The sequence below is a fragment of the Variovorax sp. SG517 genome, from assembly GCF_013376045.1.
Classification (GTDB): Bacteria; Pseudomonadota; Gammaproteobacteria; order Burkholderiales; family Burkholderiaceae_C; genus Variovorax.
Genome location: NZ_JABMJG010000009.1, coordinates 77,543 through 104,141, shown reverse-complemented (window position 1 = coordinate 104,141; position 26,599 = coordinate 77,543). Strand labels below are relative to the sequence as shown.

26 protein-coding genes and 1 tRNA gene are annotated in these 26,599 nt (G+C 65.5%); 1 reads left to right on the top strand and 26 read right to left on the bottom strand.

The window, feature by feature from the left end; genetic code table 11:
- Window positions 1–43 precede the first annotated feature (43 nt).
- Both FHT32_RS25495 and FHT32_RS25490 read right to left on the bottom strand, forming a co-directional pair.
- Complete coding sequence (locus tag FHT32_RS25495; RefSeq protein ID WP_176667380.1) at window positions 44–1,519, bottom strand: efflux transporter outer membrane subunit; 1,476 nt, start codon at window positions 1,517–1,519, stop codon at window positions 44–46.
- Window positions 1,512–2,051 carry a MarR family winged helix-turn-helix transcriptional regulator gene (locus FHT32_RS25490; protein WP_176667379.1) on the bottom strand — a complete coding sequence of 180 codons (540 nt, stop codon included), beginning with the start codon at window positions 2,049–2,051 and terminating at the stop codon, window positions 1,512–1,514. The genes FHT32_RS25495 and FHT32_RS25490 overlap by 8 nt, the downstream gene beginning before the upstream one ends.
- Window positions 2,052–2,127: 76 nt before the next feature.
- On the opposite strand from FHT32_RS25490, the gene FHT32_RS25485 reads away from it, so the two are divergent.
- Window positions 2,128–3,912 (top strand): ABC transporter transmembrane domain-containing protein, encoded by a 1,785-nt coding sequence (locus FHT32_RS25485; RefSeq protein ID WP_176667378.1) that lies wholly within the window; start codon window positions 2,128–2,130, stop codon window positions 3,910–3,912.
- A gap of 27 nt (window positions 3,913–3,939) precedes the next feature.
- Here FHT32_RS25485 and FHT32_RS25480 read toward each other — a convergent pair whose 3' ends face one another.
- The 24 genes from FHT32_RS25480 to FHT32_RS25365 all read right to left on the bottom strand — a co-directional run bounded on the left by FHT32_RS25480 (window position 3,940) and on the right by FHT32_RS25365 (window position 26,589).
- Window positions 3,940–4,404 carry a DUF1178 family protein gene (locus FHT32_RS25480; protein WP_176667377.1) on the bottom strand — a complete coding sequence of 155 codons (465 nt, stop codon included), beginning with the start codon at window positions 4,402–4,404 and terminating at the stop codon, window positions 3,940–3,942.
- An 8-nt stretch (window positions 4,405–4,412) separates the two neighbouring features.
- Window positions 4,413–5,033, bottom strand: a complete 621-nt coding sequence (locus tag FHT32_RS25475; protein WP_176667376.1) for an NUDIX domain-containing protein — start codon at window positions 5,031–5,033, stop codon at window positions 4,413–4,415.
- A gap of 21 nt (window positions 5,034–5,054) precedes the next feature.
- A complete protein-coding gene (locus FHT32_RS25470; RefSeq protein WP_126018312.1) occupies window positions 5,055–5,360 on the bottom strand; it encodes a DUF2818 family protein in 306 nt (101 codons plus the stop codon).
- Between the two features lie 15 nt (window positions 5,361–5,375).
- Window positions 5,376–6,863, bottom strand: coding sequence for an NADH-quinone oxidoreductase subunit NuoN (nuoN, locus tag FHT32_RS25465; RefSeq protein WP_176667375.1), 1,488 nt, complete (start codon window positions 6,861–6,863; stop codon window positions 5,376–5,378).
- Between the two features lie 24 nt (window positions 6,864–6,887).
- Window positions 6,888–8,366 (bottom strand): NADH-quinone oxidoreductase subunit M, encoded by a 1,479-nt coding sequence (locus tag FHT32_RS25460; protein WP_176667374.1) that lies wholly within the window; start codon window positions 8,364–8,366, stop codon window positions 6,888–6,890.
- 24 nt (window positions 8,367–8,390) lie between these two features.
- Entirely contained in the window at window positions 8,391–10,421 is a 2,031-nt protein-coding gene (gene nuoL, locus FHT32_RS25455) for an NADH-quinone oxidoreductase subunit L (RefSeq protein ID WP_176667373.1), read from the bottom strand.
- A gap of 7 nt (window positions 10,422–10,428) precedes the next feature.
- On the bottom strand, window positions 10,429–10,737 hold the full coding sequence (nuoK, locus tag FHT32_RS25450) for an NADH-quinone oxidoreductase subunit NuoK (protein WP_019653383.1): 309 nt from the start codon (window positions 10,735–10,737) through the stop codon (window positions 10,429–10,431).
- Window positions 10,734–11,384 (bottom strand): NADH-quinone oxidoreductase subunit J, encoded by a 651-nt coding sequence (locus FHT32_RS25445; RefSeq protein WP_176667372.1) that lies wholly within the window; start codon window positions 11,382–11,384, stop codon window positions 10,734–10,736. Before FHT32_RS25445 ends, nuoK begins: the two co-directional genes overlap by 4 nt.
- Window positions 11,385–11,422: 38 nt before the next feature.
- Window positions 11,423–11,944, bottom strand: a complete 522-nt coding sequence (nuoI, locus tag FHT32_RS25440; RefSeq protein ID WP_019653385.1) for an NADH-quinone oxidoreductase subunit NuoI — start codon at window positions 11,942–11,944, stop codon at window positions 11,423–11,425.
- Window positions 11,945–11,961: 17 nt separating this feature from the next.
- Window positions 11,962–13,038: an NADH-quinone oxidoreductase subunit NuoH gene (nuoH, locus tag FHT32_RS25435; RefSeq protein WP_176667371.1), complete on the bottom strand. Its 1,077-nt coding sequence runs from the start codon at window positions 13,036–13,038 to the stop codon at window positions 11,962–11,964.
- Window positions 13,035–15,206 (bottom strand): NADH-quinone oxidoreductase subunit NuoG, encoded by a 2,172-nt coding sequence (nuoG, locus tag FHT32_RS25430; RefSeq protein WP_176667370.1) that lies wholly within the window; start codon window positions 15,204–15,206, stop codon window positions 13,035–13,037. Before nuoG ends, nuoH begins: the two co-directional genes overlap by 4 nt.
- Before the next feature lie 17 nt (window positions 15,207–15,223).
- Complete coding sequence (gene nuoF / locus FHT32_RS25425) at window positions 15,224–16,564, bottom strand: NADH-quinone oxidoreductase subunit NuoF (RefSeq protein ID WP_019653388.1); 1,341 nt, start codon at window positions 16,562–16,564, stop codon at window positions 15,224–15,226.
- A complete protein-coding gene (nuoE, locus tag FHT32_RS25420) occupies window positions 16,564–17,118 on the bottom strand; it encodes an NAD(P)H-dependent oxidoreductase subunit E (protein ID WP_256099155.1) in 555 nt (184 codons plus the stop codon). Before nuoE ends, nuoF begins: the two co-directional genes overlap by 1 nt.
- 10 nt (window positions 17,119–17,128) lie before the next feature.
- A complete protein-coding gene (locus FHT32_RS25415; RefSeq protein ID WP_176667369.1) occupies window positions 17,129–18,382 on the bottom strand; it encodes an NADH-quinone oxidoreductase subunit D in 1,254 nt (417 codons plus the stop codon).
- Window positions 18,383–18,387: 5 nt separating this feature from the next.
- The gene (locus tag FHT32_RS25410; RefSeq protein WP_176667368.1) at window positions 18,388–18,999 is read right to left on the bottom strand and encodes an NADH-quinone oxidoreductase subunit C; all 612 of its coding nucleotides are present in this window, start codon (window positions 18,997–18,999) and stop codon (window positions 18,388–18,390) included.
- A gap of 13 nt (window positions 19,000–19,012) precedes the next feature.
- Window positions 19,013–19,492, bottom strand: coding sequence for an NADH-quinone oxidoreductase subunit B family protein (locus tag FHT32_RS25405; RefSeq protein ID WP_007837763.1), 480 nt, complete (start codon window positions 19,490–19,492; stop codon window positions 19,013–19,015).
- A 15-nt stretch (window positions 19,493–19,507) separates the two neighbouring features.
- Window positions 19,508–19,867 (bottom strand): NADH-quinone oxidoreductase subunit A, encoded by a 360-nt coding sequence (locus FHT32_RS25400; RefSeq protein WP_012748607.1) that lies wholly within the window; start codon window positions 19,865–19,867, stop codon window positions 19,508–19,510.
- A gap of 67 nt (window positions 19,868–19,934) precedes the next feature.
- Window positions 19,935–20,019: transfer RNA gene (locus tag FHT32_RS25395), tRNA-Leu, on the bottom strand.
- A gap of 119 nt (window positions 20,020–20,138) precedes the next feature.
- A complete protein-coding gene (gene secG / locus FHT32_RS25390; protein WP_176667367.1) occupies window positions 20,139–20,540 on the bottom strand; it encodes a preprotein translocase subunit SecG in 402 nt (133 codons plus the stop codon).
- A 37-nt stretch (window positions 20,541–20,577) separates the two neighbouring features.
- A complete protein-coding gene (tpiA, locus tag FHT32_RS25385; RefSeq protein ID WP_176667366.1) occupies window positions 20,578–21,342 on the bottom strand; it encodes a triose-phosphate isomerase in 765 nt (254 codons plus the stop codon).
- A 20-nt stretch (window positions 21,343–21,362) separates the two neighbouring features.
- Window positions 21,363–22,361 carry an NAD(P)H-quinone oxidoreductase gene (locus tag FHT32_RS25380; protein WP_176667365.1) on the bottom strand — a complete coding sequence of 333 codons (999 nt, stop codon included), beginning with the start codon at window positions 22,359–22,361 and terminating at the stop codon, window positions 21,363–21,365.
- 102 nt (window positions 22,362–22,463) lie between these two features.
- Window positions 22,464–24,776, bottom strand: a complete 2,313-nt coding sequence (gene pnp, locus FHT32_RS25375) for a polyribonucleotide nucleotidyltransferase (RefSeq protein ID WP_176667364.1) — start codon at window positions 24,774–24,776, stop codon at window positions 22,464–22,466.
- Between the two features lie 206 nt (window positions 24,777–24,982).
- Entirely contained in the window at window positions 24,983–25,249 is a 267-nt protein-coding gene (gene rpsO, locus FHT32_RS25370; protein WP_007837783.1) for a 30S ribosomal protein S15, read from the bottom strand.
- A gap of 179 nt (window positions 25,250–25,428) precedes the next feature.
- Window positions 25,429–26,589, bottom strand: coding sequence for a pyridoxal phosphate-dependent aminotransferase (locus FHT32_RS25365; RefSeq protein ID WP_176667363.1), 1,161 nt, complete (start codon window positions 26,587–26,589; stop codon window positions 25,429–25,431).
- Window positions 26,590–26,599: the final 10 nt, after the last annotated feature.

Genomic DNA, 26,599 nt, shown 5'->3' with positions numbered 1-26,599 from the left:
CGAAGACGAAGAAGTCGGCCGGGCTGGATCTGCGCTGTGCCGGTCAGTTCAGCGGGGCCGAGGGAACCGATGCCGTGGCGGTGGCCGGTGGCTGCCAGCCGCCGCCGAGCGCGCGCGCCAGGCCAACTTGCGTGTCGAGCGCGCGGGCGGCGAGATCGACGGCCAGGCGGCGCTGGGCCAGCACGGAGGTTTCGGCGGTCAGCACGTTGAGGTAGTTGCCGAGGCCCGCGCGGTAGCGCTGCACGGCGATGTCGTAGGCGCCCTCGGCCGCCGTCTGCGCGGCGCGCTGCTCGGCCTGCTGGCGTGCAATCGACTGGGCGCTCGTGACTTGGTCGGCCGCGTCGCGCACCGCGTCGATGACGGTGGCGTTGTAGCTCTCGACGGCTGCATCAAGGTCGGCCGACTTGCCGCGCAGGTTGGCGCGCAGCCTGCCGCCTTCGAAGATCGGCAAGCTGATGGCCGGGCCCACGCCCCACTGCTCGCTGCCCGACTTCAGCAGCTTGCCGAAGCCCAGGCTCTGGAAGCCGACGAAGGCCGTGAGGTTCACGTTGGGATAGAAGAGCGTCTTCGCATTGGCCACGTCGCTGGTGGCCGCCTCGACACGCCAGCGCGCGGCGGCGATGTCGGCGCGGCGGCCGAGCAGGTCGGCCGGGATGTTCGCCTGCAGCGCCATCGGCTTCACGCCCGAAAGCACCGGCGGCTTGAGCGAGGCGGTGACGTTCGGCTGGCCCACCAGCGCGTCGAGCGCATGCTGCTGCAGCGCGATCTGCTCGTTGAGCGCTTCGATCTGCTGGCGCGCCTCGGGCAGGCCGCCTTCGCTCTGGCGCAGTTCGAGGCGGGTGTCGAGGCCGGCGGACACGCGGTCGCGCACCAGCTTCAGGGTTTCGTCGCGCTGTGCCAGCGTACGCTGGGCGACGGTGAGCTGGTCGTTCAGGCGAGCCCACTGGAAGTAGCTGCGCGCCACGTTGCTCGCGAGCAGCACGCGGGCTGCGTCGGCATCGGCGGCTGCGGCGTTGGCCGCGCCGATGGCGGTGTCGAGCGCGGTGCGGTTCTTGCCGAAGAAGTCGAGCTCCCAGCTCGCGCCCAGCTGCAGCAGGCCGATGTTCTGGGTGGAGCCGCCCAGCGGCGCCGGGTAGATGTAGTTGCTGTTGAACTTCTGGCGGTTCAGGTCGAGATCGGCCTTGACCTGCGGCTTGAGCGCGGCGCCGGCGATGTCGGCCGAGGCTTGCGCGCGCGCGAGGCGGGCCTGCGCGACCTGCAGGTTGGGGTTGCCGGCCACCGCCTGGTCGACAAGCGAATTGAGCTGCGAATCGCCGAAGGCGAGCCACCACTGGCTGTCGAGCCGGGACACCGGGACGGCGGCGCTGTCGGGCGCGATGCCCAGCGACGAGGCGTTGCGCAGCTTCGCCTGCGAGCCGATGCCGGCCATGTCGGCGCAGCCGGCGAGTGCGACCACCAGCAGCGCGGCGGCCACGACGGGAGTGCGGCGCATGGCGCGCACGGCGAGGGAGTCAGTCATTTTTATCTCCACGGGCCGCGAGGGCCTGGGCGTTGTCGAGGATGCGGCGCAGATAGCCCTTGAGCTGCTCCCACTCCTCTACGGTGAAACCTGCGAGGTGCTCGTTCTGCACCCTGCTGAGCACGTGCGGCACTTCCTTGGCGGACGCGCGGCCTTCGTCGGTGAGCTCGATGTTGACCACGCGGCGGTCTTCGAGCGAGCGCACGCGGCGGCACAGGCCCTTGGCCTCGAGGCGGTCGAGCAGGCGCGTCATGGCGCCGGTGTCGAGTTCGCAGGCGCGGGCCAGCTCGGCCACGGTTGTTGCGGCGCCCACGTGCAGCTTGTAGAGAGGAACCCACTGCGGATAGGTGGGGCTGCCCGGCTCGCACATGCGGGTTTCGACCGACTGGCCGACCGCCGTGACGATGCGGCGCATGAGGTAGCCGATGCTTTCCTCGGCGCGATAGGTTTCGGGGCTGTAGAAGGCGACGGGCGCACGACGCTCCTCGCCGGTGGAAGCCGGCGGGTTTTGAGGGGTGTTGGCATCGCTCATGGGGCAAATATTAGTTGCCTCGGCAATTATTGTCAAGGCTACCTTTGTAGAGGCAAGGGATCGGTAGAATCGGGCAATGGCTTCCTCCCCACCGTCTTCCATGGCCAAGGGCTCGCCCCGATCGCTCTCGGGCCTGAGCCCTTTTCTTCGCCCGTACCGTGTGCAGATCGTTCTGGCGACCCTGTTCCTGGTGCTGGCGGCGGTTACCACGCTGGCTTTTCCTATCGCCTTGCGCAGTCTGATTGACAACGGCCTCATCAGCTCCGACAAGGGCGCGCAGACCATGGCGCTGCGCGAGCACTTCGGCGCCCTCTTCGCCGTGGCCGTGGCGCTGGGCGTCTTCTCGGCGGCGCGCTTCTACACGGTGAGCTGGCTGGGCGAGCGCGTGACGGCCGACATCCGCAACGCTGTCTACAGCCACGTGCTCAAGCAGAGCCCCGTCTTCTTCGAGACCACGCAGACCGGCGAGGTGTTGTCGCGCCTGACGGCCGATACCACCCTGGTGCAGACGGTCGTCGGCTCATCGCTGAGCATGGGCCTGCGCAACGCGGTGATGGGCGTGGGCGCCCTGGCGGTACTGATCTGGACCAACCCCTACGTAATGGTGCAGGTGCTGGGCATCCTCGTGCTGGTGGTGCTGCCGAGCATGGTGTTCGGCCGCCGCGTGCGCAAGCTCTCGCGCGCCAGCCAAGACCGCGTGGCCGACTCCAGCGCCATCGCCGCCGAGGTGCTGAACGCGATTCCGGTGGTTCAGAGCTACACCGCCGAAGGCCGCGAGGCCGCACGCTTCAGCGGCTCGACCGAGAACGCCTTCCGCACCGCCGTGCGCCGTGCCAAGGCCCGCTCGGTGCTCGTGGCCTTCATCATCATCGCGACCTCGGCGGCGCTGCTCTGGGGCCTGTACCAAGGAACCCAGGCGGTGCTGCGCGGCGACATCACCGCCGGCCACCTGGGCCAGACCGTCGTCTACGTGGCCATCCTCGCCAGCGCGACCGCCGTGCTCGGCGAGGTGTACGGCGACCTGCTGCGCGCAGCCGGCGCGACCGAGCGGCTGATGGAGCTGTTGCACGCGCCCGCAGCCATCGTTTCGCCCGCGAACCCGGCGGTTGCGCCCGTTCCCGTCGCGGGCAGCGCCATTAAATTCGACGCGGTCACCTTCCACTACCCTTCCCGCCCCAGCACACCGGCCTTGCGCGACTTCAGCCTGGAGATTGCGCCAGGCGAAACTGTTGCGCTGGTGGGATCGAGCGGCGCCGGCAAGAGCACCGTATTCCAGCTGCTGCTTCGCTACTACGACCCGCAAACGGGCCGCGTATTGCTCGACGGCGCACCGCTGGCCTCGCTCGCCCTGCCCGAGCTGCGCACCCGCATCGGCCTCGTTCCGCAGGACGCGGTGATCTTCTCGGCCAGCGCGTTCGAGAACATCCGCTACGGCAACCCCGAGGCGACCGCCGAGGAAGTGGAAGCCGCCGCCCGCGCCGCCTTCGCCCACGACTTCCTCCAGGCCCTGCCGGAGGGCTACGACACCTTCCTCGGCGAGCGCGGCGTGCGCCTGTCGGGCGGACAGCGACAGCGCATCGCCATCGCGCGCGCGATCCTGAAGAACCCGCCGCTGCTGCTGCTGGACGAAGCCACGAGCGCGCTCGACGCCGAAAGCGAGCGCATGGTGCAGGCAGCACTGGAGTCGGCAATGGAGAACCGGACCACGCTGGTGATCGCCCACCGCCTGGCCACCGTGCAGAAGGCCGACCGCATCGTGGTGCTGGACCACGGCGGGATCGTCGAACAGGGAACGCACGCGGCGCTGGTCGCGCAGGGCGGCGTCTACGCGCGGCTGGCCGCGCTTCAGTTCACGACCTGAACGGCCGCCCCGAGCCAGCCGGCCGGACTACTGCAGGGTTTCCTTCAGCGCGGCCGGAATCGGCAGCGCCATCACCGGAATGCCTTCGTCGAGCAGCGCTTCGGTCTGCTCGGGCGTCGCCTGGCCGCGAATGCCGCGCTCCTTGGTCTCGCCGTAGTGCATCTTCCTGGCTTCGTCGGCGAAACGGTCGCCGACGTCTTCGGTCTTGGCCAGCACTTCGCGCACGGCGCGCATCCAGCGCGCCTCGGGCGAGATGTCGGCGGGAACGTTGGAGGCAGTGGCTGGCACGGGCGCAGCCGCGGCGGCTTCCTGCGGAGCCTTGGCGTTGCCCAGGTTGAGGCGCGGAGCGCTCAACAGCTTGACGATGCCGGTGTCGCCGCAAACGGGGCATTCGACCAGGCCGGAGGCCAGTTGCGACTCGAAGTCTTCGCTCGAGGCGAACCAGCCCTCGAAGCCGTGGCCATGGGTACAGCGGAGATCGAGAACCTTCATGGCGCGGATTATCCCGCGCTGCCCTGCGCGGGCGCAGCCTGCCAATCCAGTGCCCATGCGCCCGAAAGGACGTTCTGCAGCCAGAGCGTGCAGGTCAGCGTCTTGGCATCGGTGACCTTGCCTTCGCGGCACCAGCCGGCCAGCTCGTCGGGAGTGGCCGTGAACACGTCGAGGAACTCGCCGTGGTCGAGCTGCCGCTCGCCGAGCGAAAGGCCCCGCGCAAAGTAGATATGGATGATCTCGGTCGAGTAGGCCACAGCAAGGTGCATGGCACCCGCATACGCCCACTCGCGCGCGGTGTAGCCCGTTTCCTCGATCAGCTCGCGCCGGCCGCAGTCGAACGGATCCTCGCCCGCATCGAGCTTGCCCGCGGGAAACTCGATCATCACGTGGCCGACCGGATAGCGGAACTGCCGCTCCAGAACGATGCGGCCGTCGTCCAGCAGCGGAATGACGACCACGGCGCCCGGGTGCACCACGTACTCGCGTGTGGCGCTATGGCCATCGGGCAGGCGGATGGTGTCGCGCCGGGCCTTCAGGAACTTGCCGTTGAACAGCTCCTCGCGGCTCTGGAGTTCTTCCTTCAGGTGCGAATCGGCGGTGGAGGTGTCGGTCGGCTTGATGGTCATGGTCGGTCGCTCGTCCTCTTTTCAGTGCCTGTGCTTCATCAGGTAGCGCCAGGTGAACCCCGGAAAGGCCAGCACGATGAACAGCGCGCCGGTCACCGCATAGAACTCCCAGCCCTGTGCGGCGATCTGCCCAGCCCTGCGCTCGAACAGCAGGCCGACGCCGCCGGCCAGAAAGTACAAGACCACCAGTTCGGCGAGGCGCACCGCCAGCGACTTGGGGGCAGTCGCCAGAGGCACGACGCCGAACAGGCGGTCGTTGAAGAACGGCAGGTTGGCGGCCACGAGGGCCACCAGCAATACGACCCAGACCGACGCGGTTTGCGACACCCGAGGTCGGCCGCGTCAATGGGCCAGGGTTGCCACGATCGCGTCGTAGCACAGCGTCATCAGGCCGCCGGGCACGATGCCCAGGATCAGGATCAGCGCGCCGTTGATCGTCAGCACGGTGCGCACGTCGCGCGGTGCCGACACGGTGGTGGCCGTGACGGGCGCGTCGAAGTACATGACCTTGACCACGCGCAGGTAGTAGAACGCGCCGATCAGCGACATCATCACCGCGAACACGGCCAGGCCGATGTAGATGGCGTGGCCCGAGGCGATCAGCGCCTGCAGCACGGCCAGCTTCGCGTAGAAGCCCACCAGCGGCGGCAGGCCGGCCAGCGAGAACATCGCGATCGACATCACGCCGGCGTACAGCGGGCTGCGCTGGTTCAGGCCGGCCAGGTCGGTGATCTCCTCGCTCTCGAAGCCTTCGCGCGCCAGCAGCAAGATGATGCCGAAGCTCGCCAGCGTGGTCAGCACGTAGGTCACGATGTAGAACATCGAGGCGCTGTAGGCGTACTGGGCGTTGTAGGTGCCCTGCTGGTCCGAGCCCGCGACCAGGCCGAGGAGCATGAAGCCCATCTGCGAGATCGTCGAATAGGCCAGCATGCGCTTGAGGTTGCTCTGCGCGATGGCGGCCAGGTTGCCGACCAGCAGCGAGGCGATGGCCAGCACGGCGAGCATCTGCTGCCAGTCGATGGCCAGCGGCTGCAGCGCGTCGACCAGCACGCGGATGATGATGGCGAAGGCGGCCAGCTCGGGCGCAGCGCCGATCAGCAGCGTGATCGCCGTCGGAGCGCCCTGGTAGACGTCGGGCACCCACATGTGGAACGGAGCAGCGCCCACCTTGAAGGCCAGGCCGGCAACGATGAACACGAGGCCGAACACCAGCACCTGGTGGTTGACCTTGCCGCTGGCGATGGTCTTGAACACCTCGTTCACGTCGAGCGAACCGGTCGCGCCGTACATCATCGACAGGCCATAGAGCAGGAAGCCGCTGGCCATGGCGCCGAGCACGAAGTACTTCATGGCGGCTTCGCTGGCCACGGCGTTGTCGCGGCGCAGCGCCACCAGCGCGTAGCTCGACAGCGTGAGCAGCTCGAGGCCCAGGTAGATCAGCAGGAAGTTGCTGCCCGAGATCATCACGAACATGCCCAGCAGCGCGAACATGCTGATGGTGAACATTTCGCCGCCGCGCAGCATCTCGCGATCGGCCGCGTAGGGACGGCCGTAGACCAGCGTGATCATCAGGGCGACCGTGGCGAAGCACTTGAGCCAGTTGCCCATCGGGTCGCTGACGACCATGCCGCCGAAACCGTAGATGGTCTTGGCTTCGGAAGCCTGCAGACCCGACAGCACGGCAACCACGGCCAGCGTGGCAAGCGTCAGCACATAGGTGCGGGTACGGCGCGGGCTCGTGTCGGACAGGTCGACCAGCGCAATGATGCAGGCCATGACCAGCAGCACGATTTCGGGGTAGATCGTGACCCAGCTGAGTTTGTCAATCATCTCGTTCTCTTCTTCAGCGTGGCATCAGGAGGGCAGCTTCGAAACTGCCACGTGGCGCAGCAGCTCGGTCACGGAGGCATCCATCGCGTCGGTGAACGGCTTCGGGAACAGGCCCATCCACAGCACGGCGATGGCCAGCAGCGCCAGCATCAGGAATTCGCGCGAATTGATGTCGCTGAGTTCCTTCACGTGGTCGTTGCCGACCGGTCCCAGATACACGCGCTTGTACATCCAGAGGGTATAGGCGGCGCCGAAGATCAGCGCGGTTGCGGCCCCGAGGCCGATCCAGAAATTGGCCTTCACCGCACCCAGGATCACCATCCACTCGCCCACGAAACCGGCGGTGCCCGGCAGGCCGCAGTTGGCCATGGCGAACAGCAGCGCGAACGCGGCGAACTTGGGCATGGTGTTCACCACGCCGCCGTAGTCGGCGATCTGGCGCGAGTGCACGCGGTCGTACAGCACGCCGATGCCCAGGAACATGGCGCCCGACACGAAGCCGTGGGCAATCATCTGCACGATGCCGCCGGACACGCCCAGCTCGTTGAAGATGAAGAAGCCCAGCGTCACGAAGCCCATGTGGGCCACCGACGAGTAGGCCACCAGCTTCTTCATGTCCTGCTGCACCAGCGCCACCAAGCCGACGTAGATCACGGCGATCAGCGACAGCGCGATCATGAGCCAGGCCCATTCGTGCGAGGCGTCGGGCGCGATCGGCATCGAGAAGCGCAGGAAGCCGTAGGCGCCCAGCTTCAACATGATCGCGGCCAGCACGGCGGAACCACCGGTCGGCGCTTCGACGTGCACGTCGGGCAGCCAGGTGTGCACCGGCCACATCGGCACCTTCACCGCGAAGGCCGCGAAGAAGGCGAAGAACAGGAAGGTCTGCGCGGTCGAACCCAGCGGCAGCTTGTGCCACGACAGGATGTCGAAGCTTCCGCCCGACTTGTTGTACAGGTAGATCAGCGCCACCAGCATCAGCAGCGAGCCGAGCAAGGTGTAGAGGAAGAACTTGAAGGCCGCGTAGATCTTGTTCGGGCCGCCCCAGATGCCGATGATCAGGTACATCGGGATCAGCGTGGCTTCGAAGAACACGTAGAACAGCACGCCGTCGAGCGCGGCGAACACGCCGATCATGAAGCCCGACAGGATCAGGAACGCGCCCATGTACTGGTTCACGCGCTCGGTGATCACTTCCCAGGCGGAAATGACGACGATGACCGTGATGAACGACGTCAGCAGCACCAGCCAGAGCGACAGGCCGTCGATCCCGAGGTGATAGTTGACGTTGAAGCGCGAGATCCAGCCCGTCTTCTCGACGAACTGCATCGCGGCGGTGCCGTTCTGGAAACGCGTGAACAGCGGCACCGTGACCAGGAAGCTCACGATGGAACCGACGAGCGCGACCCAGCGCACGCCCCTGGCGTGCTCGTCACGGCCAAACGCCAGCAGCACGGCGCCGAATGCGATCGGCACCCAGATGGCAAGGCTCAACAAACCCATTTTTCTTTTTCTCCAGCGCTAGGCTCAGCGTTTGAACCAGACGAAGTACGTCATCAGGATGAAGATGCCGAGCAGCATCGCGAAGGCGTAGTGGTAGATGTAGCCCGACTGCATCCAGCGCACAACACCAGAGATACGACCCACGATCTTCCAGGAACCGTTCACCACGGCGCCGTCGATCAGGGCCTGGTCGCCGCCCTTCCACAGGCCGGTGCCCAGGGCACGCGTGGCACGGGCGATCACGTTCTCGTTGAACCAGTCCATGTAGTACTTGTTCTCGAGCAGGCGGTAGATCGGGCCGAAGGCACGCTTGATCGCCGCCGGCAGCGCCGGGTTGATCATGTACATGTACCAGGACAGGATCACGCCTGCCAGCGCCAGCCAGAACGGCGGCGTCTGCAGGCCGTGGATGGCCATGGCCACCGGGCCGTGGAAGGCTTCTTCCAGTTCCTTCATCGCGTGGTGCTTGGCACCGTCCACGAAGATCGCGTTCTTGAAGAACTCGCCGAACAGCATCGAGTCGATGGTCATGAAGCCGATCACCACCGAAGGGATGGCCAGCAGCACCAGCGGCAGCCAGACAACCCAGGGCGACTCGTGCGGCTTGTGGTCGTGGTGGCCATGGCCGTGGTCGTCGTGACCATGGTCGTCATGGTGCGCGTCGGGGTTCTGGTCGTAGCGTTCCTTGCCGTGGAAGACCAGGAAGTACATGCGGAACGAGTAGAACGCCGTGATGAACACGCCGGCCAGCACCGCGTAGTAGGCGAAGTTCGCGCCCCACAGGTGGCTCTCATGCACGGCCTCGATGATGCTGTCCTTCGAGTAGAAGCCCGAGAAGAACGGCGTGCCGATCAGCGCGAGCGAACCCAGCAGCGAGGTGATCCAGGTGATCGGCATGTACTTGCGCACGCCACCCATCCAGCGGATGTCCTGGTTGTGGTGCATGCCGATGATGACGGAGCCCGCGCCGAGGAACAGCAGCGCCTTGAAGAACGCGTGCGTCATCAGGTGGAACACCGCGACCGAATAGGCCGAGGCGCCCAGCGCGACTGTCATGTAGCCGAGCTGCGAGAGCGTCGAGTACGCGACCACGCGCTTGATGTCGTTCTGGATGATGCCCAGGAAGCCCATGAACAGCGCGGTGATGGCACCGATCACGAGGATGAAGCTCAGGGCCGTGTCGCTCAGCTCGAACAGCGGCGACATGCGCGCCACCATGAAGATGCCGGCCGTCACCATCGTTGCCGCGTGGATCAGCGCGGAGATGGGGGTCGGGCCTTCCATCGAGTCGGGCAGCCACACGTGCAGCGGGAACTGCGCGCTCTTGCCCATCGCGCCGATGAACAGGCAGATGCAGATCACCGTGATGAGCATCCACTCGGTGCCCGGGAAGGTGATGCCAGCCAGCGTGCCCGCCTTGGCGAAGGCTTCGGTGTAGTTCAGCGTGCCGGCGTAGGCGGCGATCAGGCCGATGCCGAGGATGAAGCCGAAGTCGCCCACGCGGTTGACCAGGAAGGCCTTCATGTTCGCGAAGATCGCGGTCGGCTTGTTGAACCAGAAACCGATCAGCAGGTACGACACCAGACCCACCGCCTCCCAGCCGAAGAACAGCTGGAGCATGTTGTTGCTCATGACGAGCATCAGCATCGAGAAGGTGAACAGCGAGATGTACGCGAAGAAGCGGTTGTAGCCGTCGTCCTCTTCCATGTAGCCGATGGTGTAGATGTGGACCATCAGCGACACGAAGGTCACGACGCACATCATCATGGCGGTGAGGCCGTCGACCATGAAGCCGACTTCCATCTTCAGGCCGCCGACCACCATCCATTCGTAGATGGTCTGGTTGAAGCGGGCGCCGTCGGCGATCACGCTCTTGAGCGTCATCGCCGAGATGATGAAGGCGACCAGCACGCCGAGGATGGTCAGCGAATGCGTGACCTTGCGGCCGATGTGATTGCCACCGAACTTGGTGCCGAACACGCCGGCGAGGGCTGCGCCGACCAGGGGTGCCAGCGGAACGGCCAGCAGCGTGGATGCGGAAAGGGTTGCGCTCATGTTGCTGTCAACCCTTGAGCGAGTTGAGTTCGTCGACGTTGATGTTCGACTTGTTGCGGAACAGCAGCACCAGCAGAGCCAGCCCGATGGCCGACTCGGCCGCGGCCACCGTCAGGATGAAGAACACGAAGATCTGTCCGTGCATGTCGCCCAGGAAGTGCGAGAACGCCACGAAGTTCATGTTGACCGCCAGCAGCATCAGCTCGATGGCCATCAGCAGCACGATCAGGTTCTTGCGGTTCAGGAAGATGCCGATCACGGACAGCGCGAAAAGCATCGCGCCGAGCGAAAGAAAGTGTCCGAGCGTGAGCGTCATGCCTTGTTTTCCTTTGCAGCGTCCGCAGCTTCGACCACAGGCTCCGCGGCACGCGTTGCCGGCATCTGCACGATGCGCACGCGGTCGCGCGCCTTCACGCGGACCTGGTCGGCCGGGTTGACGTACTTGCTGTCCTTGCGGGTGCGCAGCGTCAGTGCGATGGCAGCCACGATGGCCACGAGCAGGATGACCGCGGCGATTTCCAGCGGGTAGAGATATTCGGAGTAGAGCAGCTTGCCCAGTTCGAGCGTGTTGGAAGTGTTGGCCCCCGCCGCGCCGGCTGCAGCGCGCGGCTCGCCCAGGCGGAAGCCGCCCATGAGCACGGCCGCCATTTCGAGCGCGATCAGCGCACCCACGCCCGCCGCCAGCGGGAAGTGCTTCCAGAAGCCCTCCCGCAAGCTGTCGACGTTGATGTCCAGCATCATCACCACGAACAGGAACAGCACCATCACGGCGCCCACATACACGAGCACGAGCGAGATCGCGAGGAACTCGGCGCGCAGCAGCAGCCAGATGGCCGATGCCTGGAAGAAGGCCAGAACCAGGTACAGCGCTGCGTACACGGGGTTGCGGGCGGTGATGACGCGGAATGCTGCGAACAGCAGCACTACGGCAAACAGATAGAACAGACCGGTCTTGACGTCCATTGGAATTCGAATTGGTACGGGTTTCGGGCTGAACCGGGTCAGCGGTACTTGGCGTCGGCCGCCTTGTTCGCTGCGATTTCCTTCTCGTAGCGGTCGCCCACGGCCAGCAGCATGTCCTTGGTGAAGTACAGGTCGCCGCGCTTTTCGCCGTGGTACTCGAAGATGTGCGTCTCGACGATCGAGTCCACCGGGCAGCTCTCCTCGCAGAAGCCGCAGAAGATGCACTTGGTCAGGTCGATGTCGTAGCGCGTGGTGCGGCGCGAGCCGTCGTCGCGCACATCGGATTCGATGGTGATGGCCAGCGCCGGGCAGACGGCCTCGCAGAGCTTGCAGGCGATGCAGCGCTCTTCGCCGTTCTCATAGCGGCGCAGTGCGTGCAGGCCGCGGAAGCGCGGCGACAGCGGCGTCTTCTCTTCGGGGAACTGCACCGTGATCTTGCGGGCGAAGGCGTACTTGCCGGTGATGGCCAGGCCCTTGAACAGCTCGAACAGCATGAAGCTGCTCAGGAAGTCCTTGAGCGAGAAAGGCGCGGATGGTGTTGCAGTGTGCGCAGCAGACATGATGTTGGCGCTCCCTGTTATTTCCAGATGTTGAACGGCGTCTGCATCCAGCCACCGACCACGACCAGCCACACGAGCGTGACGGGAATGAAGATCTTCCAACCCAGACGCATGATCTGGTCGTAGCGGAAGCGCGGGAACGTCGAGCGCACCCACAGGAACATGGTGACCACGCAGAAGGTCTTGAGGCCCAGCCAGATCCAGCCCGGGATGAAGCTCAGGAACTCGAACGGCGGCAGCCATCCGCCGAGGAACAGCACCACGGTCAGGATCGACACGAGCCACATGTTGGCGTACTCGGCCAGGAAGAACATCGCGAAGCTCATGCCCGAGTACTCGATCATGTGGCCGGCCACGATTTCGGACTCGCCTTCCACCACGTCGAAGGGGTGGCGGTTGGTTTCGGCAAGGCCCGAGATGAAGTAGACGACGAAGATCGGCAGCAGCGGCAGCCAGTTCCACGACAGGAAGCCGACGCCCATGTTGGCGAAGATGCCCTTGCCCTGAACGTTGACGATCTCGGTCATGTTCAGGCTGCCGGTGACCATCAGCACCACGACGAAGCAGAAGCCCATCGCGATTTCGTAGCTCACCATCTGTGCCGAGGCGCGCAGCGCGCCCAGGAAGGCGTACTTCGAGTTCGATGCCCAGCCGGCGATGATCACGCCGTACACCTCGAGCGAGGTGATGGCCATCACGAACAGCAGGCCGGCGTTGATGTTGGCGAGCGCCACGTCGGGGCCGAAGGGAATCACCGCCCATGCGGCAAGCGCCGGCATGATGGTCATGATCGGGCCGAGCAGGAACAGGCCCTTGTTGGCGACCGTCGGAAGGATGATTTCCTTGGTCATCAGCTTGAGCGCGTCGGCGATCGGCTGGAGCAGGCCCAGCGGTCCGATGCGGTTGGGGCCGATGCGGATCTGCGTGAAGCCGATGGCCTTGCGTTCCCACAGCGTGAGATAGGCGACGGCGCCCATCAGCGGGAGCACGACCACGATGATCTTGATCAGCGTCCAGATCACCGGCCAAGCCACGGCCGTCCACCAGCCTGCGGCGATCAGCCCCTGGCCGAAGCCATGAATCGCGTCGATCATGCCAATGCCTCCTCGGCACCAGCCGACACGTTCGAGCCGGCCAGCGCATTGCGCGCGTCGGCGGTCAGTTGAAGCGACGGCGCACGGCGCACGATCGAGTCCAGTTGATAGATGCTCGCGACCACGGGTGCGGCAACCGCGCCGTTCGAGGCGACGGCATTCGCGGACGTGGCATTGCTCAGCGCATTCGCCGGCACCGCGCCCTTGTCGCCGACGGTGGCCAGCACTTCGGCGGTCGATTCGAACGCGAAGCCCGGCAGGCCCAGCAGGTTGGCCAGCACGCGCAGCACCTTCCAGGCCGGACGCGTTTCGCCCAGCGGCTTCACGACGGCATGGAAACCTTGCAGGCGGCCTTCGGCATTGACGAAGGTGCCCGGGGTCTCGGTGAACGGTGCGATCGGCAGCAGCACGTCGCTGAATTCGAGGTTGGCCTTGAAGGGGCTCAGCGTGACGACCATTTGCGCATTGCCGATGACATCGGCAGCGGCTGCGCCGGCGGCCGAATCGAACACCGGTTCGGTGTTCAGCAGCAGCACGGCCTTCAGGCCGGAGCCTGCGGCGAGCATGCGGCCGGCATCGAGGCCGCCGTTCTTCGGGAATGCGCCGACGATCTGCGCGCCCACGGTGTTGGCGGCTTCGGTCAGGTAGCCGACTGTGGCGCCGGTCTGCGCGCCGATCCAGTTGGCCAGCGCCAGCAGGCTGCTCGCCTGGGCGTGGTGCGCGGCAGCGTTGCCGAGCAGGATGGCCTTGCGCTCGCCGCTCAGCAGCGAGGCTGCGATGGCCTTCGCCGTCGCGTCGGGTGCATTCTTCGGGGCCAGCGGCGCGGCAGCGCCGTTGGTCTCGCCGATGGCGGCGGCCACTGCGGCCAGCGCTTCGACCCATTGATCGGCTTCGACGATGGACGACTGCGCCACGTTGATGGCCCAGGCGTCGCGGTCGGCCATCAGGCTGGCCGAGGTGATCACCGACAGCGCGGCGCCCTTGCGCACGGCCTGGCGGATGCGCTGCGCGAACAGCGGATGTTCCTTGCGCAGGTTCGAGCCCACGACCAGCGCGCGCTGCACTTGCGTGAGCGAGGCGATCGAGGTGCCGAGCCAGCGCACGCCTTCGAAGGCCGCGAATTCAGCGTTGCGCAGGCGGTAGTCGATGTTGTCGCTGCCGAGCTCGCGCGTGAGCATGGTGGCCAGCTGCAGCTCTTCAAGCGTGCTGTGCGGGCTGACCAGCGTGCCGATGCTCTGTGCGCCGTGGTCGGCCTTGATCTGCTTCAGGCCGTTGGCAACGTACTCGAGCGCGGTCTGCCAGTCGACCTGCTGCCACTGGCCGCCCTGCTTCAGCATGGGCTGCGTCAGTCGTTCCGGACCGTTGAGCGCTTCGTACGAGAAACGGTCGCGGTCGGCGATCCAGCATTCGTTGACGTCTTCGTTCTCCAGCGGCACCACGCGCATCACGCGGTTGTTCTTGACCTGGACGATCAGGTTGGCGCCGGTGGAGTCGTGCGGGCTCACCGACTTGCGGCGCGACAGTTCCCAGGTGCGGGCGCTGTAGCGGAACGGCTTGCTCGTGAGCGCGCCGACCGGGCAGATGTCGATCATGTTGCCCGAGAGTTCGGAGTCGACCGAGTCGCCCACGAAGGTCTCGATCTCGGAGTGCTCGCCGCGGTTCGACATGCCGAGCTCCATCACGCCGGCCACTTCCTGGCCGAAGCGAACGCAGCGCGTGCAGTGGATGCAGCGGCTCATCTCTTCCATGCTGATCAGCGGGCCGACGTCCTTGTGGAACACGACGCGCTTTTCCTCTTCGTAGCGCGAAGAGGAACCGCCGTAGCCGACGGCCAGGTCCTGCAGCTGGCATTCGCCGCCCTGGTCGCAGATCGGGCAATCCAGCGGGTGGTTGATCAGGAGGAACTCCATGACCGACTGCTGCGCCTTGATGGCCTTCTCGCTCTTGGTGCGAACGATCATGCCCTGCGTAACGGGCGTGGCGCAGGCCGGCATCGGCTTGGGCGCCTTTTCCACGTCCACGAGGCACATGCGGCAGTTGGCCGCGATGCTCAGTTTCTTGTGATAGCAGAAGTGCGGGATGTACGTGCCGGCCTTGTCGGCCGCATGCATGACCATGCTGCCTTCAGCGACTTCGACCTTCTTGCCGTCGAGTTCGATTTCAACCATATGTGTGTTTCTCGCGCTCAGGCCTTGACGGGCGCTTTCGGTACGTAGCCCGGGATCAGGGCCTCGAACTCGTGACGGAAATGCTTGATCATGGCGCGCACCGGCATCGCCGCCGCGTCGCCGAGGGCGCAGATCGTGCGGCCCTGGATGTTGTCGGCCACGGAGTTCAGCAGGTCCATGTCGGACGCCCTGCCCTGCCCGTTGTGGATGCGGTCCACCACGCGGTAGAGCCAGCCCGTGCCTTCGCGGCAGGGCGTGCACTGGCCGCAGGACTCGTGCATGTAGAAGTACGACAGGCGGCGCAGCGACTCGACCATCGAGCGGCTGTCGTCCATCACGATGACCGCGCCCGAGCCCAGCATGGAGCCGGCCTTGGAGATGGAGTCGTAGTCCATCGTGCATTCCATCATGATCGACGCGGGCAGCACCGGAGCGGACGAACCGCCGGGAATCACCGCCTTCAGCGTGCGGCCCTTGCGAACGCCGCCGGCCAGCTCCAGGAGCTTGGAGAACGGCGTGCCCATCGGGACCTCGTAGTTGCCGGGCAGCTCGACGTCACCGCTCACCGAATAGATCTTGGTCCCGCCGTTGTTCGGCTTGCCGCACTCGAGGTAGGCCTGGCCACCGTTGCGGATGATCCAGGGCACCGCCGCGAAGGTCTCGGTGTTGTTGATGGTGGTCGGCTTGCCGTACAGGCCGAAGCTTGCGGGAAACGGCGGCTTGAAGCGCGGCTGGCCCTTCTTGCCTTCCAGCGATTCGAGCAGCGCGGTTTCCTCGCCGCAGATGTAGGCACCGAAGCCGTGGGCCGCGTGCAACTGGAAGTTGTACGTGCTGCCCATGATCTTGTCGCCGAGGTAGCCCGCGGCGCGCGCCTCTTCGAGGGCTTCCTCGAAGCGGTCGTAGGTCTGGAAGATCTCACCGTGGATGTAGTTGTAGCCCACGCTGATGCCCATCGCATACGCGGCGATGGCCATGCCTTCGATCACGATGTGTGGGTTGAACTGCAGAATGTCGCGGTCCTTGCACGTACCCGGTTCGCCTTCGTCCGAATTGCAGACGAGGTACTTCTGGCCCGGGAACTGGCGGGGCATGAAGCTCCACTTCAGGCCGGTCGGGAAGCCCGCGCCGCCACGGCCGCGCAGGCCAGAGGCCTTGACCTCGGCGATCACCTGGTCGGGCGTGAGCCCCTCTGTCAGGATCTTGCGCAGCGCCTGGTAGCCGCCGCGCGCTTCGTAGTCGGCCAGGCGCCAGTTGGTGCCGTCGAGGCCGGCATAGATCTGCGGCTCGATGTGGCGGTCATGGAAACAGGTCTGGACGCCCGTCGCCTGGAACTGCTGGAGCACTTGTTCGGGTGACATCAGGAAGCCTCCCCCTTGGTGGCCGGCGCGGCGTTGCGCAGGCCGTCGACCAGCTGGTCGAGCTTCTCGTTGCTCATGAAGCTGCACATCGTGCGGTCGTTGACCAGCATCACGGGCGAATCGGCGCAGGCACCGAGGCATTCGCTCTGCTGCAGCGTGAACAGGCCGTCGGGCGTGGTCTCGCCCATCTTGATGCCGAGCTTCTTCTCGAGATGCACGAGGGCGGTGACACCGTCGCGCAGCTGGCAAGGCAGGTTGGTGCACACGTTGAGCTTGAACTTGCCCACCGGGTGCTGGTTATACATGTTGTAGAAGGTCGTCACCTCGTGCACGGCGATGGGCGCCATGCCGAGGTATTCGGCGATCTCGCGCTCGCGCTGCAGGCTGACGTAGCCCTCGTCCTGCTGAACGATGGACAGGCAGGCCATCACGGCCGACTGCTTGCCCGCTTCGGGGTACTTCGCCACCTCGCGCGCAAAGCGCTCGAGGATCGCAGGCTCCAGAGGGGCAGAAGGCGCCGAGGGCGCCGTGTCATGGTGGGTCGAGGAAGTCATTCGCTCTTTCTCACCTGTCGATCTCGCCGAACACGATGTCCATCGTGCCGATCACCGCGACAGCGTCGGCGATCATGTGACCGCGCGACATTTCGTCGAGGGCGGCGAGGTGCGGGAAACCAGGGGCGCGGATCTTCAGGCGGTACGGCTTGTTGGCGCCGTCGCTCACCAGATAGATGCCGAACTCGCCCTTCGGATGCTCGACGGCGGCGTAGGCCTGGCCTTCGGGCACATGGAAGCCTTCGGTGAAAAGCTTGAAATGGTGGATCAGTTCCTCCATGTTCGCCTTCATCGATTCGCGCGCAGGCGCGGCGACCTTGTGGTTGTCGGTGATGACCGGGCCGGGGTTGGCGCGCAGCCAGGCCGAGCACTGCTGGATGATCCGGTTGGCCTGGCGCATTTCTTCCACGCGAACCAGGTAGCGGTCATAGCAGTCGCCGGTCTTGCCGACGGGCACGTCGAACTGCATGCGGTCGTAGACGTCGTAGGGCTGCTTCTTGCGCAGGTCCCATTCGATGCCCGAGCCACGCAGCATGGGGCCGGTGAAGCCGAGGTTCAGCGCGCGCTCCGGCGTGACCACGCCGATGCCCACGGTGCGCTGCTTCCAGATGCGGTTGTCGGTGAGCAGCGTCTCGTACTCGTCGACCATCTTCGGGAAGCGCTTGCAGAAGTCGTCGACGAAGTCGAGCAGCGAGCCCTGGCGGTTCTCGTTGAGCTTCTCGATGGCCTTCGCGTTCTTGACCTTGCTGACCTTGTACTGCGGCATCTCGTCGGGCAGGTCGCGGTACACGCCGCCCGGACGGAAGTACGCCGCGTGCATGCGCGCGCCGGAGACGGCCTCGTACATGTCGAACAGGTCTTCGCGCTCGCGGAAGCAGTAGATGAGCATGTTCATCGCACCGCAGTCCAGACCGTGCGCGCCGAGCCACAGCAGGTGGTTCAGCAGGCGGGTGATCTCGGCGAACATCACGCGGATGTACTGCGCGCGCTCGGGCACTTCGAGGCCCAGCATGCGCTCGATGGCGAGGCAGTAGGCGTGCTCGTTGCTCATCATCGACACGTAGTCGAGACGGTCCATGTACGGCAGCGACTGGATGAAGGTGCGCGTCTCGGCGAGCTTCTCGGTCGCGCGGTGCAGCAGGCCGATGTGCGGGTCGGCGCGCTGGATGACTTCGCCATCCAGTTCGAGCACCAGTCGCAGCACGCCGTGCGCTGCCGGGTGCTGGGGACCGAAGTTGAGTGTGTAGTTCTTGATTTCGGCCATATCAGTCAGTGCAAGCCGCTGCCGTAGTTGTCTTCGCGGATCACGCGCGGGGTGATTTCGCGCGGCTCGATGGAAACCGGCTGGTAGACCACACGCTTCTGCTCTTCGTCGTAGCGCATCTCGACATGGCCCGACACCGGGAAGTCCTTGCGGAACGGGTGGCCGATGAAGCCGTAGTCGGTCAGCAGGCGGCGCAGGTCGTCGTGGCCTTCGAACACGATGCCGTAGAGGTCGAACGCCTCGCGCTCGAACCAGGTGGCAGAGTTCCACACGGACTGCAGCGAATCGACAACAGGGAAATCGTCGCTCGGCGCGAACACCGTCAGGCGCACACGCTGGTTGAGGCTCACCGACAGCAGGTGGGAGACGACGCCGTAGCGTTCGCCCTGCCACTCGCCTTCGCGGTAGTCGGAGTAGTCCATGCCGCACAGGTCGATCAGCTGTTCGAAGCGGCAGCCGGGCGCATCGCGCAGCAGCAAGGCGGCTTCGAGATAGTCAGCCGCGCCGACCACGACGGTCACTTCGTCGAGGGCAACGGTCACGCTCTTGGCCTTGGCGCCGAGCGTCTCAGCAACGGTGGCGCGCAGCACCTCCGGCGAAATTGCAAAGTCAGTCATCGTCGGCAATCCCTCAGGCGCGGGCAATGGTGTTGGTGCGGCGAATCTTCTGCTGCAGCTGGATCACGCCATAGAGCAATGCCTCGGCGGTGGGCGGGCAACCCGGAACATAGACGTCGACCGGCACGATGCGGTCGCAGCCGCGCACGACCGAATAGCTGTAGTGGTAGTAGCCACCGCCATTCGCGCACGAACCCATCGAGAGAACCCAGCGCGGCTCGGGCATCTGGTCGTAGACCTTGCGCAGAGCCGGCGCCATCTTGTTGCACAGCGTGCCGGCCACGATCATCAGGTCGGACTGGCGCGGGCTGGGGCGGAACAGCATGCCGAAGCGGTCGATGTCGTAGCGGGCGGCGCCCGCGTGCATCATCTCCACCGCACAGCATGCGAGGCCGAAGGTCATCGGCCAGAGAGAACCAGTCTTCGCCCAGTTGACGACCGAATCGTAGGTCGTGGTGACGAAGCCTTCCTTGAGAACGCCTTCAATGGCCATCGTGTTTCTTCCTTGTCATTCCCAGTCGAGCGCGCCCTTTTTCCACTCGTAGGCGAAGCCCACGACGAGGATGGCGAGAAAGATCATCATGGCCCAGAAGCCGACAGCACCGATCTCCTTGAGCGCAATGGCCCACGGAAAGAGAAAGGCAATCTCGAGATCGAACAGGATGAAGAGAATCGCAACGAGGTAATAGCGCACGTCGAACTTCATGCGCGCATCCTCGAAGGCTTCAAAGCCACACTCGTAGGGAGCGTTCTTTGCGGCGTCGGGCCGGTTGGGGCCGAGAATGTATCCGATGACCTGAGGGGCGACGCCTACGCCGACTCCGACCAGAATGAACAAAAGGACGGGGAGGTAGGAGTCGAGATTCATCGAGAGTTTTTCACCGCTTGCCACCGGCAGGAAGAACCTCTGGATGAGGTTTTCTGCCGATGAGATTTGGTGCGGTCGGCGAGACTCGAACTCGCACAGCTTTCGCCACTACCCCCTCAAGATAGCGTGTCTACCAATTTCACCACGACCGCGGTTTTTTCTGTTCGGATGGCATGAGGTACCTGCAAGAGGAATTTGGCTTTCCGAACAGATTTAGAGTTTACCCTGAAATGGAGCCATTTCTCACGGGCAACTCATGAAAACGAGTTGATTACTTGCTCGGAATCTGGCCCGCACCCGAAACAGGGGCTGCAGGAGCCGAAGCAGGCGCATTGGGAGCAGCCGCACCGGGAATTTCGTTGGCCGTACCGGAGGCCGGCGCAGCAGGCGCACCCACCGCAGCACGCTCCAGAAGACTGCCGCCACCCGCAGGACGCGCATGGCTGAAGTAGGCCAGCAGCAGCGTGCACGCGAAGAACACCGCAGCAAGCACTGCAGTGGTGCGCGAGAGGAAGTTGGCACTGCCGCTGGCACCGAACAGGCTGCCGGCGCTGCCGCTGCCGAAGGCCGCGCCCATGTCGGCGCCCTTGCCGTGCTGGATCAGGATCAGGCCGATCATTGCGAGGGCTGCCAGCATCTGCACGCCGACCAGAAGGTTGAGGACCACGTTCATTCGTTCTTACTCCTAATTTGATGCAGCCGTTGCGCGATCAGCGCGCAGCGGCGGAAATGATCTGCAGAAAGTCGGGCGCCTTGAGCGATGCGCCGCCGATGAGGCCACCGTCGATGTCGGCCTGTGCCAGCAGTTCGGCGGCATTCGCTGCATTCATGCTGCCGCCGTAGAGGATGCGAATGCCTGCGGCATGCTCGCTCGCCGCGTGATGCAGCTGTGCGCGCAGCACCGCGTGCACCGCCTGCGCCTGCTCCGGCGTGGCCGTCTTGCCCGTGCCGATGGCCCACACGGGCTCGTACGCCACGACGATCTCGCTGATGCAATGGCCGTTCACGTGAATGACGGCGGCCAACTGACGCTTGACGACCTCTTCGGTCTGCCCTGCTTCGCGCTGCGCCAGAGTCTCGCCCACGCACACGATCGGCGTGATGCCGTTGGCCAGCGCCGCCGATGTCTTGGCGGCAACGACTTCGTCGCTCTCGCCGTGGTACTGGCGACGCTCGGAGTGACCGACGATGGCATAGCGCACGCCGAAGTCCTTCAGCATCGCAGCCGACTGCTCGCCCGTGAACGCACCTTGCGGGTGCGCCGAGACGTCCTGCGCACCGAGCGCGATGGCCGGCGAGCCGGCCAGCAGCGACTGCAGTTGCGCGAAATACGCAGCGGGCGCGCAAAGCGCCACGTCGCAAGCGGCCGGATTCACGGCCAGGCCCTGCTGGAGGGCTTTCACCAGCGCCTCGTTGGCAGTCAGGCTGCCATTCATCTTCCAGTTGCCGGCGATCAGTTTCTTCTTGGTTGTCATCGCGTTCGTCTTCTCGTCACTCACCACGTCAGCACGATCTTGCCGATGTGCTGGTTCGACTCCATCAGCGCATGAGCCTGGGCGGCGCCGCTGGGCTCACCCGCTGCAGCAAAGGTGCTGTGGATCACGGGCTTGATCGCGCCGCTTTCCAGCAGCGGCCAAACCTTCTCGCGCAGCGCCTTGGCGATGGCGCCCTTGAATGCCACCGGCCGCGGACGCAGCGTCGAGCCGGTGATCGTGAGACGCCTGCGCAGCACGAGGCCCGCGTTGATCTCGCTCTTCACCCCGCCCTGCACCGCGATGATGACCAGGCGGCCATCTTCGGCCAGGCATTCGACCTCGCGCGCCACATAGTCGCCAGCGACCATGTCGAGCACCACGTCCACGCCCTTGCCACCGGTGAGCTTCTTCGCCTCTTCGACAAAATCGCTCGTGCGGTAGTTGATGGCGTGGTCGGCGCCGAGCTTGAGGCAGGCTTCGCACTTGTCGTCGCTGCCGGCCGTGACGATGACGGTCGCGCCGAGCGCCTTGGCGATCTGGATCGCCGTGACGCCGATGCCGCTCGAGCCGCCCTGGATCAGCAGGGTCTCGCCCTTCTGCAGGCGGCCGCGCTCGAACACGTTGCTCCAGACGGTGAAGAAGGTCTCGGGCAGCGATGCCGCCTCGAGATCGCTCCACCCCTTGGGCACGGGCAGGCACTGCGCCACGGGCGCAACGCACAGCTCGGCATAGCCGCCGCCGGCAATGAGCGCGCAGACGCGGTCGCCGACCTTGAAGCCGGCCTCGGCCAGCGCCGCGGCGTCGCCCGACACGATCTCGCCAGCCACTTCGAGGCCCGGCAGATCGGAGGCGCCCGGCGGCACGGGGTAGTGCCCCTTGCGCTGCAGCACGTCGGGGCGATTGACGCCACTCGCCGCAACGCGGATCAGCAGTTCGCCCGCGCCCGCGACGGGGTCGGGACGTTCCGCGACGCGCAGCACCTCGGGGGCGCCGTACGAAGTGATTTCAATGGCTTTCATGGTCTTTCGGCCTCCATCGCCCGCAGATGGGGCGAAGCTTGACGTTCAAAAGATAGCAACGGCGGCCGGCTGCACGAGCAAGCCGCCGCCGCTGCGCCCTTCTTACTCCTGAGGCTCGCGCGGGGCCTGCGGCTGCTCGCCGGCGGGCGCTTCGCTGCGCGGCTGCTGTTGCTGCTCGCCGTTGAAGCGCGGTGCGCGCTCGCCACGCTCGCCGCGATCACCACCGCGATCGCCACGGTCGCCGCGATCGCCACGTTCACGACGCTCGCCGCGGTCACCACGGTCTTCGCGGGGCGGGCGCTCGCTGTATTCCATGCCGGCCGGACGCTCGGTCAGAGCCTTCATGGACAGCTTGACGCGGCCCTTCTCGTCCGTTTCCAGGACCTTGACCTTCACGATCTGGCCTTCGCTCAGGTAGTCGGTCACCTTCTCGACGCGCTCGTGCGCGATCTGGCTGATGTGCAGCAGGCCGTCCTTGCCGGGCAGCAGGTTGATGAGCGCGCCGAAGTCCAGGATCTTGGTGACCGGGCCCTCGTAGACCTTGCCGATTTCGACTTCGGCCGTGATCTGCTCGATGCGCTTCTTGGCCAGCTCGGCCTTTTCCGGATCGGTCGAGGCGATGGTGATGGTGCCGTCTTCGTCGATGTTGATCGTCGTGCCGGTTTCTTCCTGCAGGCCACGGATGACCGCGCCGCCCTTGCCGATCACGTCGCGGATCTTCTCGGGGTTGATCTTCAGCGTGGTCAGGCGCGGAGCGAACTGCGACACGTCGGCCTTGGCCTCGCCCATCGCTTCCTGCATCTTGCCGAGGATGTGCATGCGCGCTTCCTTGGCCTGGGCCAGCGCGACCTGCATGATTTCCTTGGTGATGCCCTGGATCTTGATGTCCATCTGCAAGGCGGTGATGCCGTTGGTCGTGCCGGCCACCTTGAAGTCCATGTCGCCCAGGTGATCTTCGTCGCCCAGGATGTCGGTCAGCACCGCGAAGCGGTTGTCTTCCTTGATCAGGCCCATGGCGATGCCCGCCACGTGCGCCTTCATGGGCACGCCGGCGTCCATCATCGAGAGGCAGCCGCCGCAGACCGAAGCCATCGACGACGAGCCGTTCGACTCGGTGATTTCCGACACCACGCGAACCGTGTACGGGAACTCTTCCTTGTTCGGCAGCACGGCGACGAGCGCGCGCTTGGCCAGGCGGCCGTGGCCGATTTCGCGGCGCTTGGTCGAGCCCATGCGGCCCACTTCGCCGGTGGCGAAGGGAGGCATGTTGTAGTGGAACAGGAAGCGGTCTTCGTACTCGCCGGCCAGCGCGTCGATGCGCTGCGCGTCGCGTTCGGTGCCGAGCGTGGTGATGACCAGCGCCTGCGTTTCGCCGCGCGTGAACAGCGCCGAGCCGTGGGTGCGGGGCAGCACCGAATTGCGGATCTCGATGGGGCGCACGGTGCGCGTGTCGCGGCCGTCGATGCGGGGCTCGCCCGACAGGATCTGGCTGCGCACGATCTTCGATTCGATGGCGAACAGCAGGTCGGAAACCTTGCCGGAGTCGAATTCGGCGCCTTCGGCCTTCAGGGCCTCGAGCACGCTGGCGTTGGCTTCGCGCAGGGCTTGCGTACGGGCCTGCTTGCTGCGGATCTGGTACACAGCGCGCAGTTTGTCTTCGGCCAGGCCCTTGACCTTGGCGACGAAGGCTTCGTCTTCGGCGGGAGCCTTCCAGTCCCACACCGGCTTGCCGGCGTCGCGCACGAGTTCATGGATCGCGTCGATGGCGATGTTGGCCTGCTCATGGCCGAACACCACGCCGCCCAGCATGATTTCTTCGCTGAGCTGCAGGGCTTCGGATTCGACCATCAGCACGGCGGATTGGGTGCCGGCGACGACGAGGTCCATCTGCGAATCCTTGCGGGCGGTCTGGCCCGGATTCAGCACGTACTGGCCGTTGATGTAGCCCACGCGGGCGGCACCGATCGGGCCGTTGAACGGCACGCCGGAGATCGACAGCGCGGCGCTCACGCCGATCATGGCTGCGATGTCGGCGTCGACTTCGGGATTCAGCGAGATCGTGTGGATGACCACGTGCACTTCGTTCAGGAAGCCTTCGGGGAACAGCGGGCGGATCGGGCGATCGATCAGGCGGCTGGTCAACGTTTCGTGTTCGCTGGGCTTGGCTTCGCGCTTGAAGAAGCTGCCGGGGATCTTGCCGGCGGCGTAGGTCTTCTCGATGTAGTCGACGGTCAGCGGGAAGAAGTCCTGGCCGGGCTTGGCCGACTTGGAGGCGACCACGGTCGCGAGGATGACGGTGCCCTCGATGTCGACGAGCACTGCGCCGCTGGCCTGGCGGGCGATTTCGCCCGTTTCCATGACCACGGTCTTGCCGCCCCATTGGAACGACTTGGTGACTTTGTTGAAGAGGCTCATGTTTTGCTCCTGTTTTGATAGCGAACTACACGGAGTCCGCAGGTGACGGAGGCTTCTCAGAACACGATGCCATTCCAGCGAAGCTCGGCAGGAACTTCATTGGAATGACACAGCTTCGCTCTGTTTGGGCACTCCGAAAGTGGATCGCGAAGTAAAAAACGCCTGAGCTAGCGGACTAACCCAGGCGTTTCTTCATGCGATTTGGATTACTTGCGCAGACCCAGCTTGGCGATCAGCGCGGTGTAACGGTCGGCGTCCTTGGACTTGAGGTAGTCGAGGAGCTTGCGGCGGCGGCTCACCATGCGCAGCAGGCCGCGGCGACCGTGGTGGTCCTTGGCGTGCGTCTTGAAATGGGGGGTGAGCTCGTTGATGCGGGCGGTCAGCAGTGCGACTTGCACTTCGGGGCTGCCGGTGTCGTTGGCGGCACGGGCGTTGTCCTTGACAACTTCGGCCTTGATGGAGGCTGCGATCATGTTGATTTCCTTGTTCCTGGGTGTTTGACTTGCGGCAAGGGCTGGAACTGCCCTCGCCGTGCGCCTTGCGGCATGCAAAGCCTTGGGATTATAGCCCGACCGTCCCGTCGGGGCTTTTTTGCCCCTTCGCGCGCGCCCCCGGAGGCTCCTGTCGAGCTGCCGCCCTGCCCTGCCTGTTTCTACTTCTGCCGCGCCAGCCAGTCGCGCAGCCGCTCCACGCCCTTCACCAGCCGCTGCGGATCCTTCGAGGCGAAGCACCAGCGCAGCCAGCCCTGCGCCTCGGGCGCGAAGGCATTGCCCGGCGCGAGCCCCAGGCCAGCCTCCGCCACCAGCCGCTTGGCCACTTCGAGCGAATCGCCGAAACCTTCGAGACGGAAGAAGGCGTACATGCCGCCCTTGGCCGGCGCCACCTGCACGCCCGGCAGCGCGGCCAGCAGCGGCACCAGCGTATCGCGGCACTGCTTCAGGTGCGCCACCACGCGCGGCGTGATCTCGGCCGTGTGCTCGATGGCGGCGATGGCGGCGCGTTGCGTGAACACGCTGGCGCAGGAAGTGTTGAACTCGATCAGCTTGCCGATGCCCTCCACCATCGACGGCGGCAGCACCAGCCATCCCAGGCGCCAGCCGGTCATGAGGAAGCTCTTGGAGAAGCTGTGCGTGACCACGAGCCGGTCGTCCGGCTTCGAGATGTCGAGGAAGCTCGGCGCGCAGGCGTTGGGCGTGGGCTCGAAGTAGAGCCGCTCGTACACCTCGTCGGCCAGGATCCAGGTGCCGGTCTGGCGGCAGTGGTCGAGCACGGCCTGCTGCTCGTCGCGGCTCATGGTCCAGCCCGTTGGATTGTTCGGCGCGTTGACGATCAGCAGCTTCGTCTTCGACGTGACCGCCGCGCGCAGCGCCGGCAGGTCGAGCGTCCATTGCCCGTTCACCGGCACCAGCGGCAGCGTGCGCACCTGCGCACCCATGATCGCGGGCTGCGCCGTCAGGTTCGGCCACACCGGCGTGACCGCGACCACCTCGTCGCCCGCATCGACCAGCGCCTGCACCGCCAGCATCAGCGCGCTCACACCGCCCGAGGTGACGGCGATGCGCGATGCATCGACTGCCGGATGCAGCGCGCTGGTGTAGCGCGCGATGGCCTCGCGCAGCTCGGGCAGGCCGAGGTTGTGGGCATAGAAGGTCTCGCCGCGCTGCAGCGATTCGATGGCCGCCTGGCGGACCACCTCGGGGGTGACTTCGTCGCTCTCGCCGAACCAGAAGGCCAGCACGTCGTCGCGCCCCATGCCGGCGTTGGCGACTTCGCGGATCTTCGATGCTTCGAGGTTGTGGATGGCTTCACGCATGTCGGCAGTT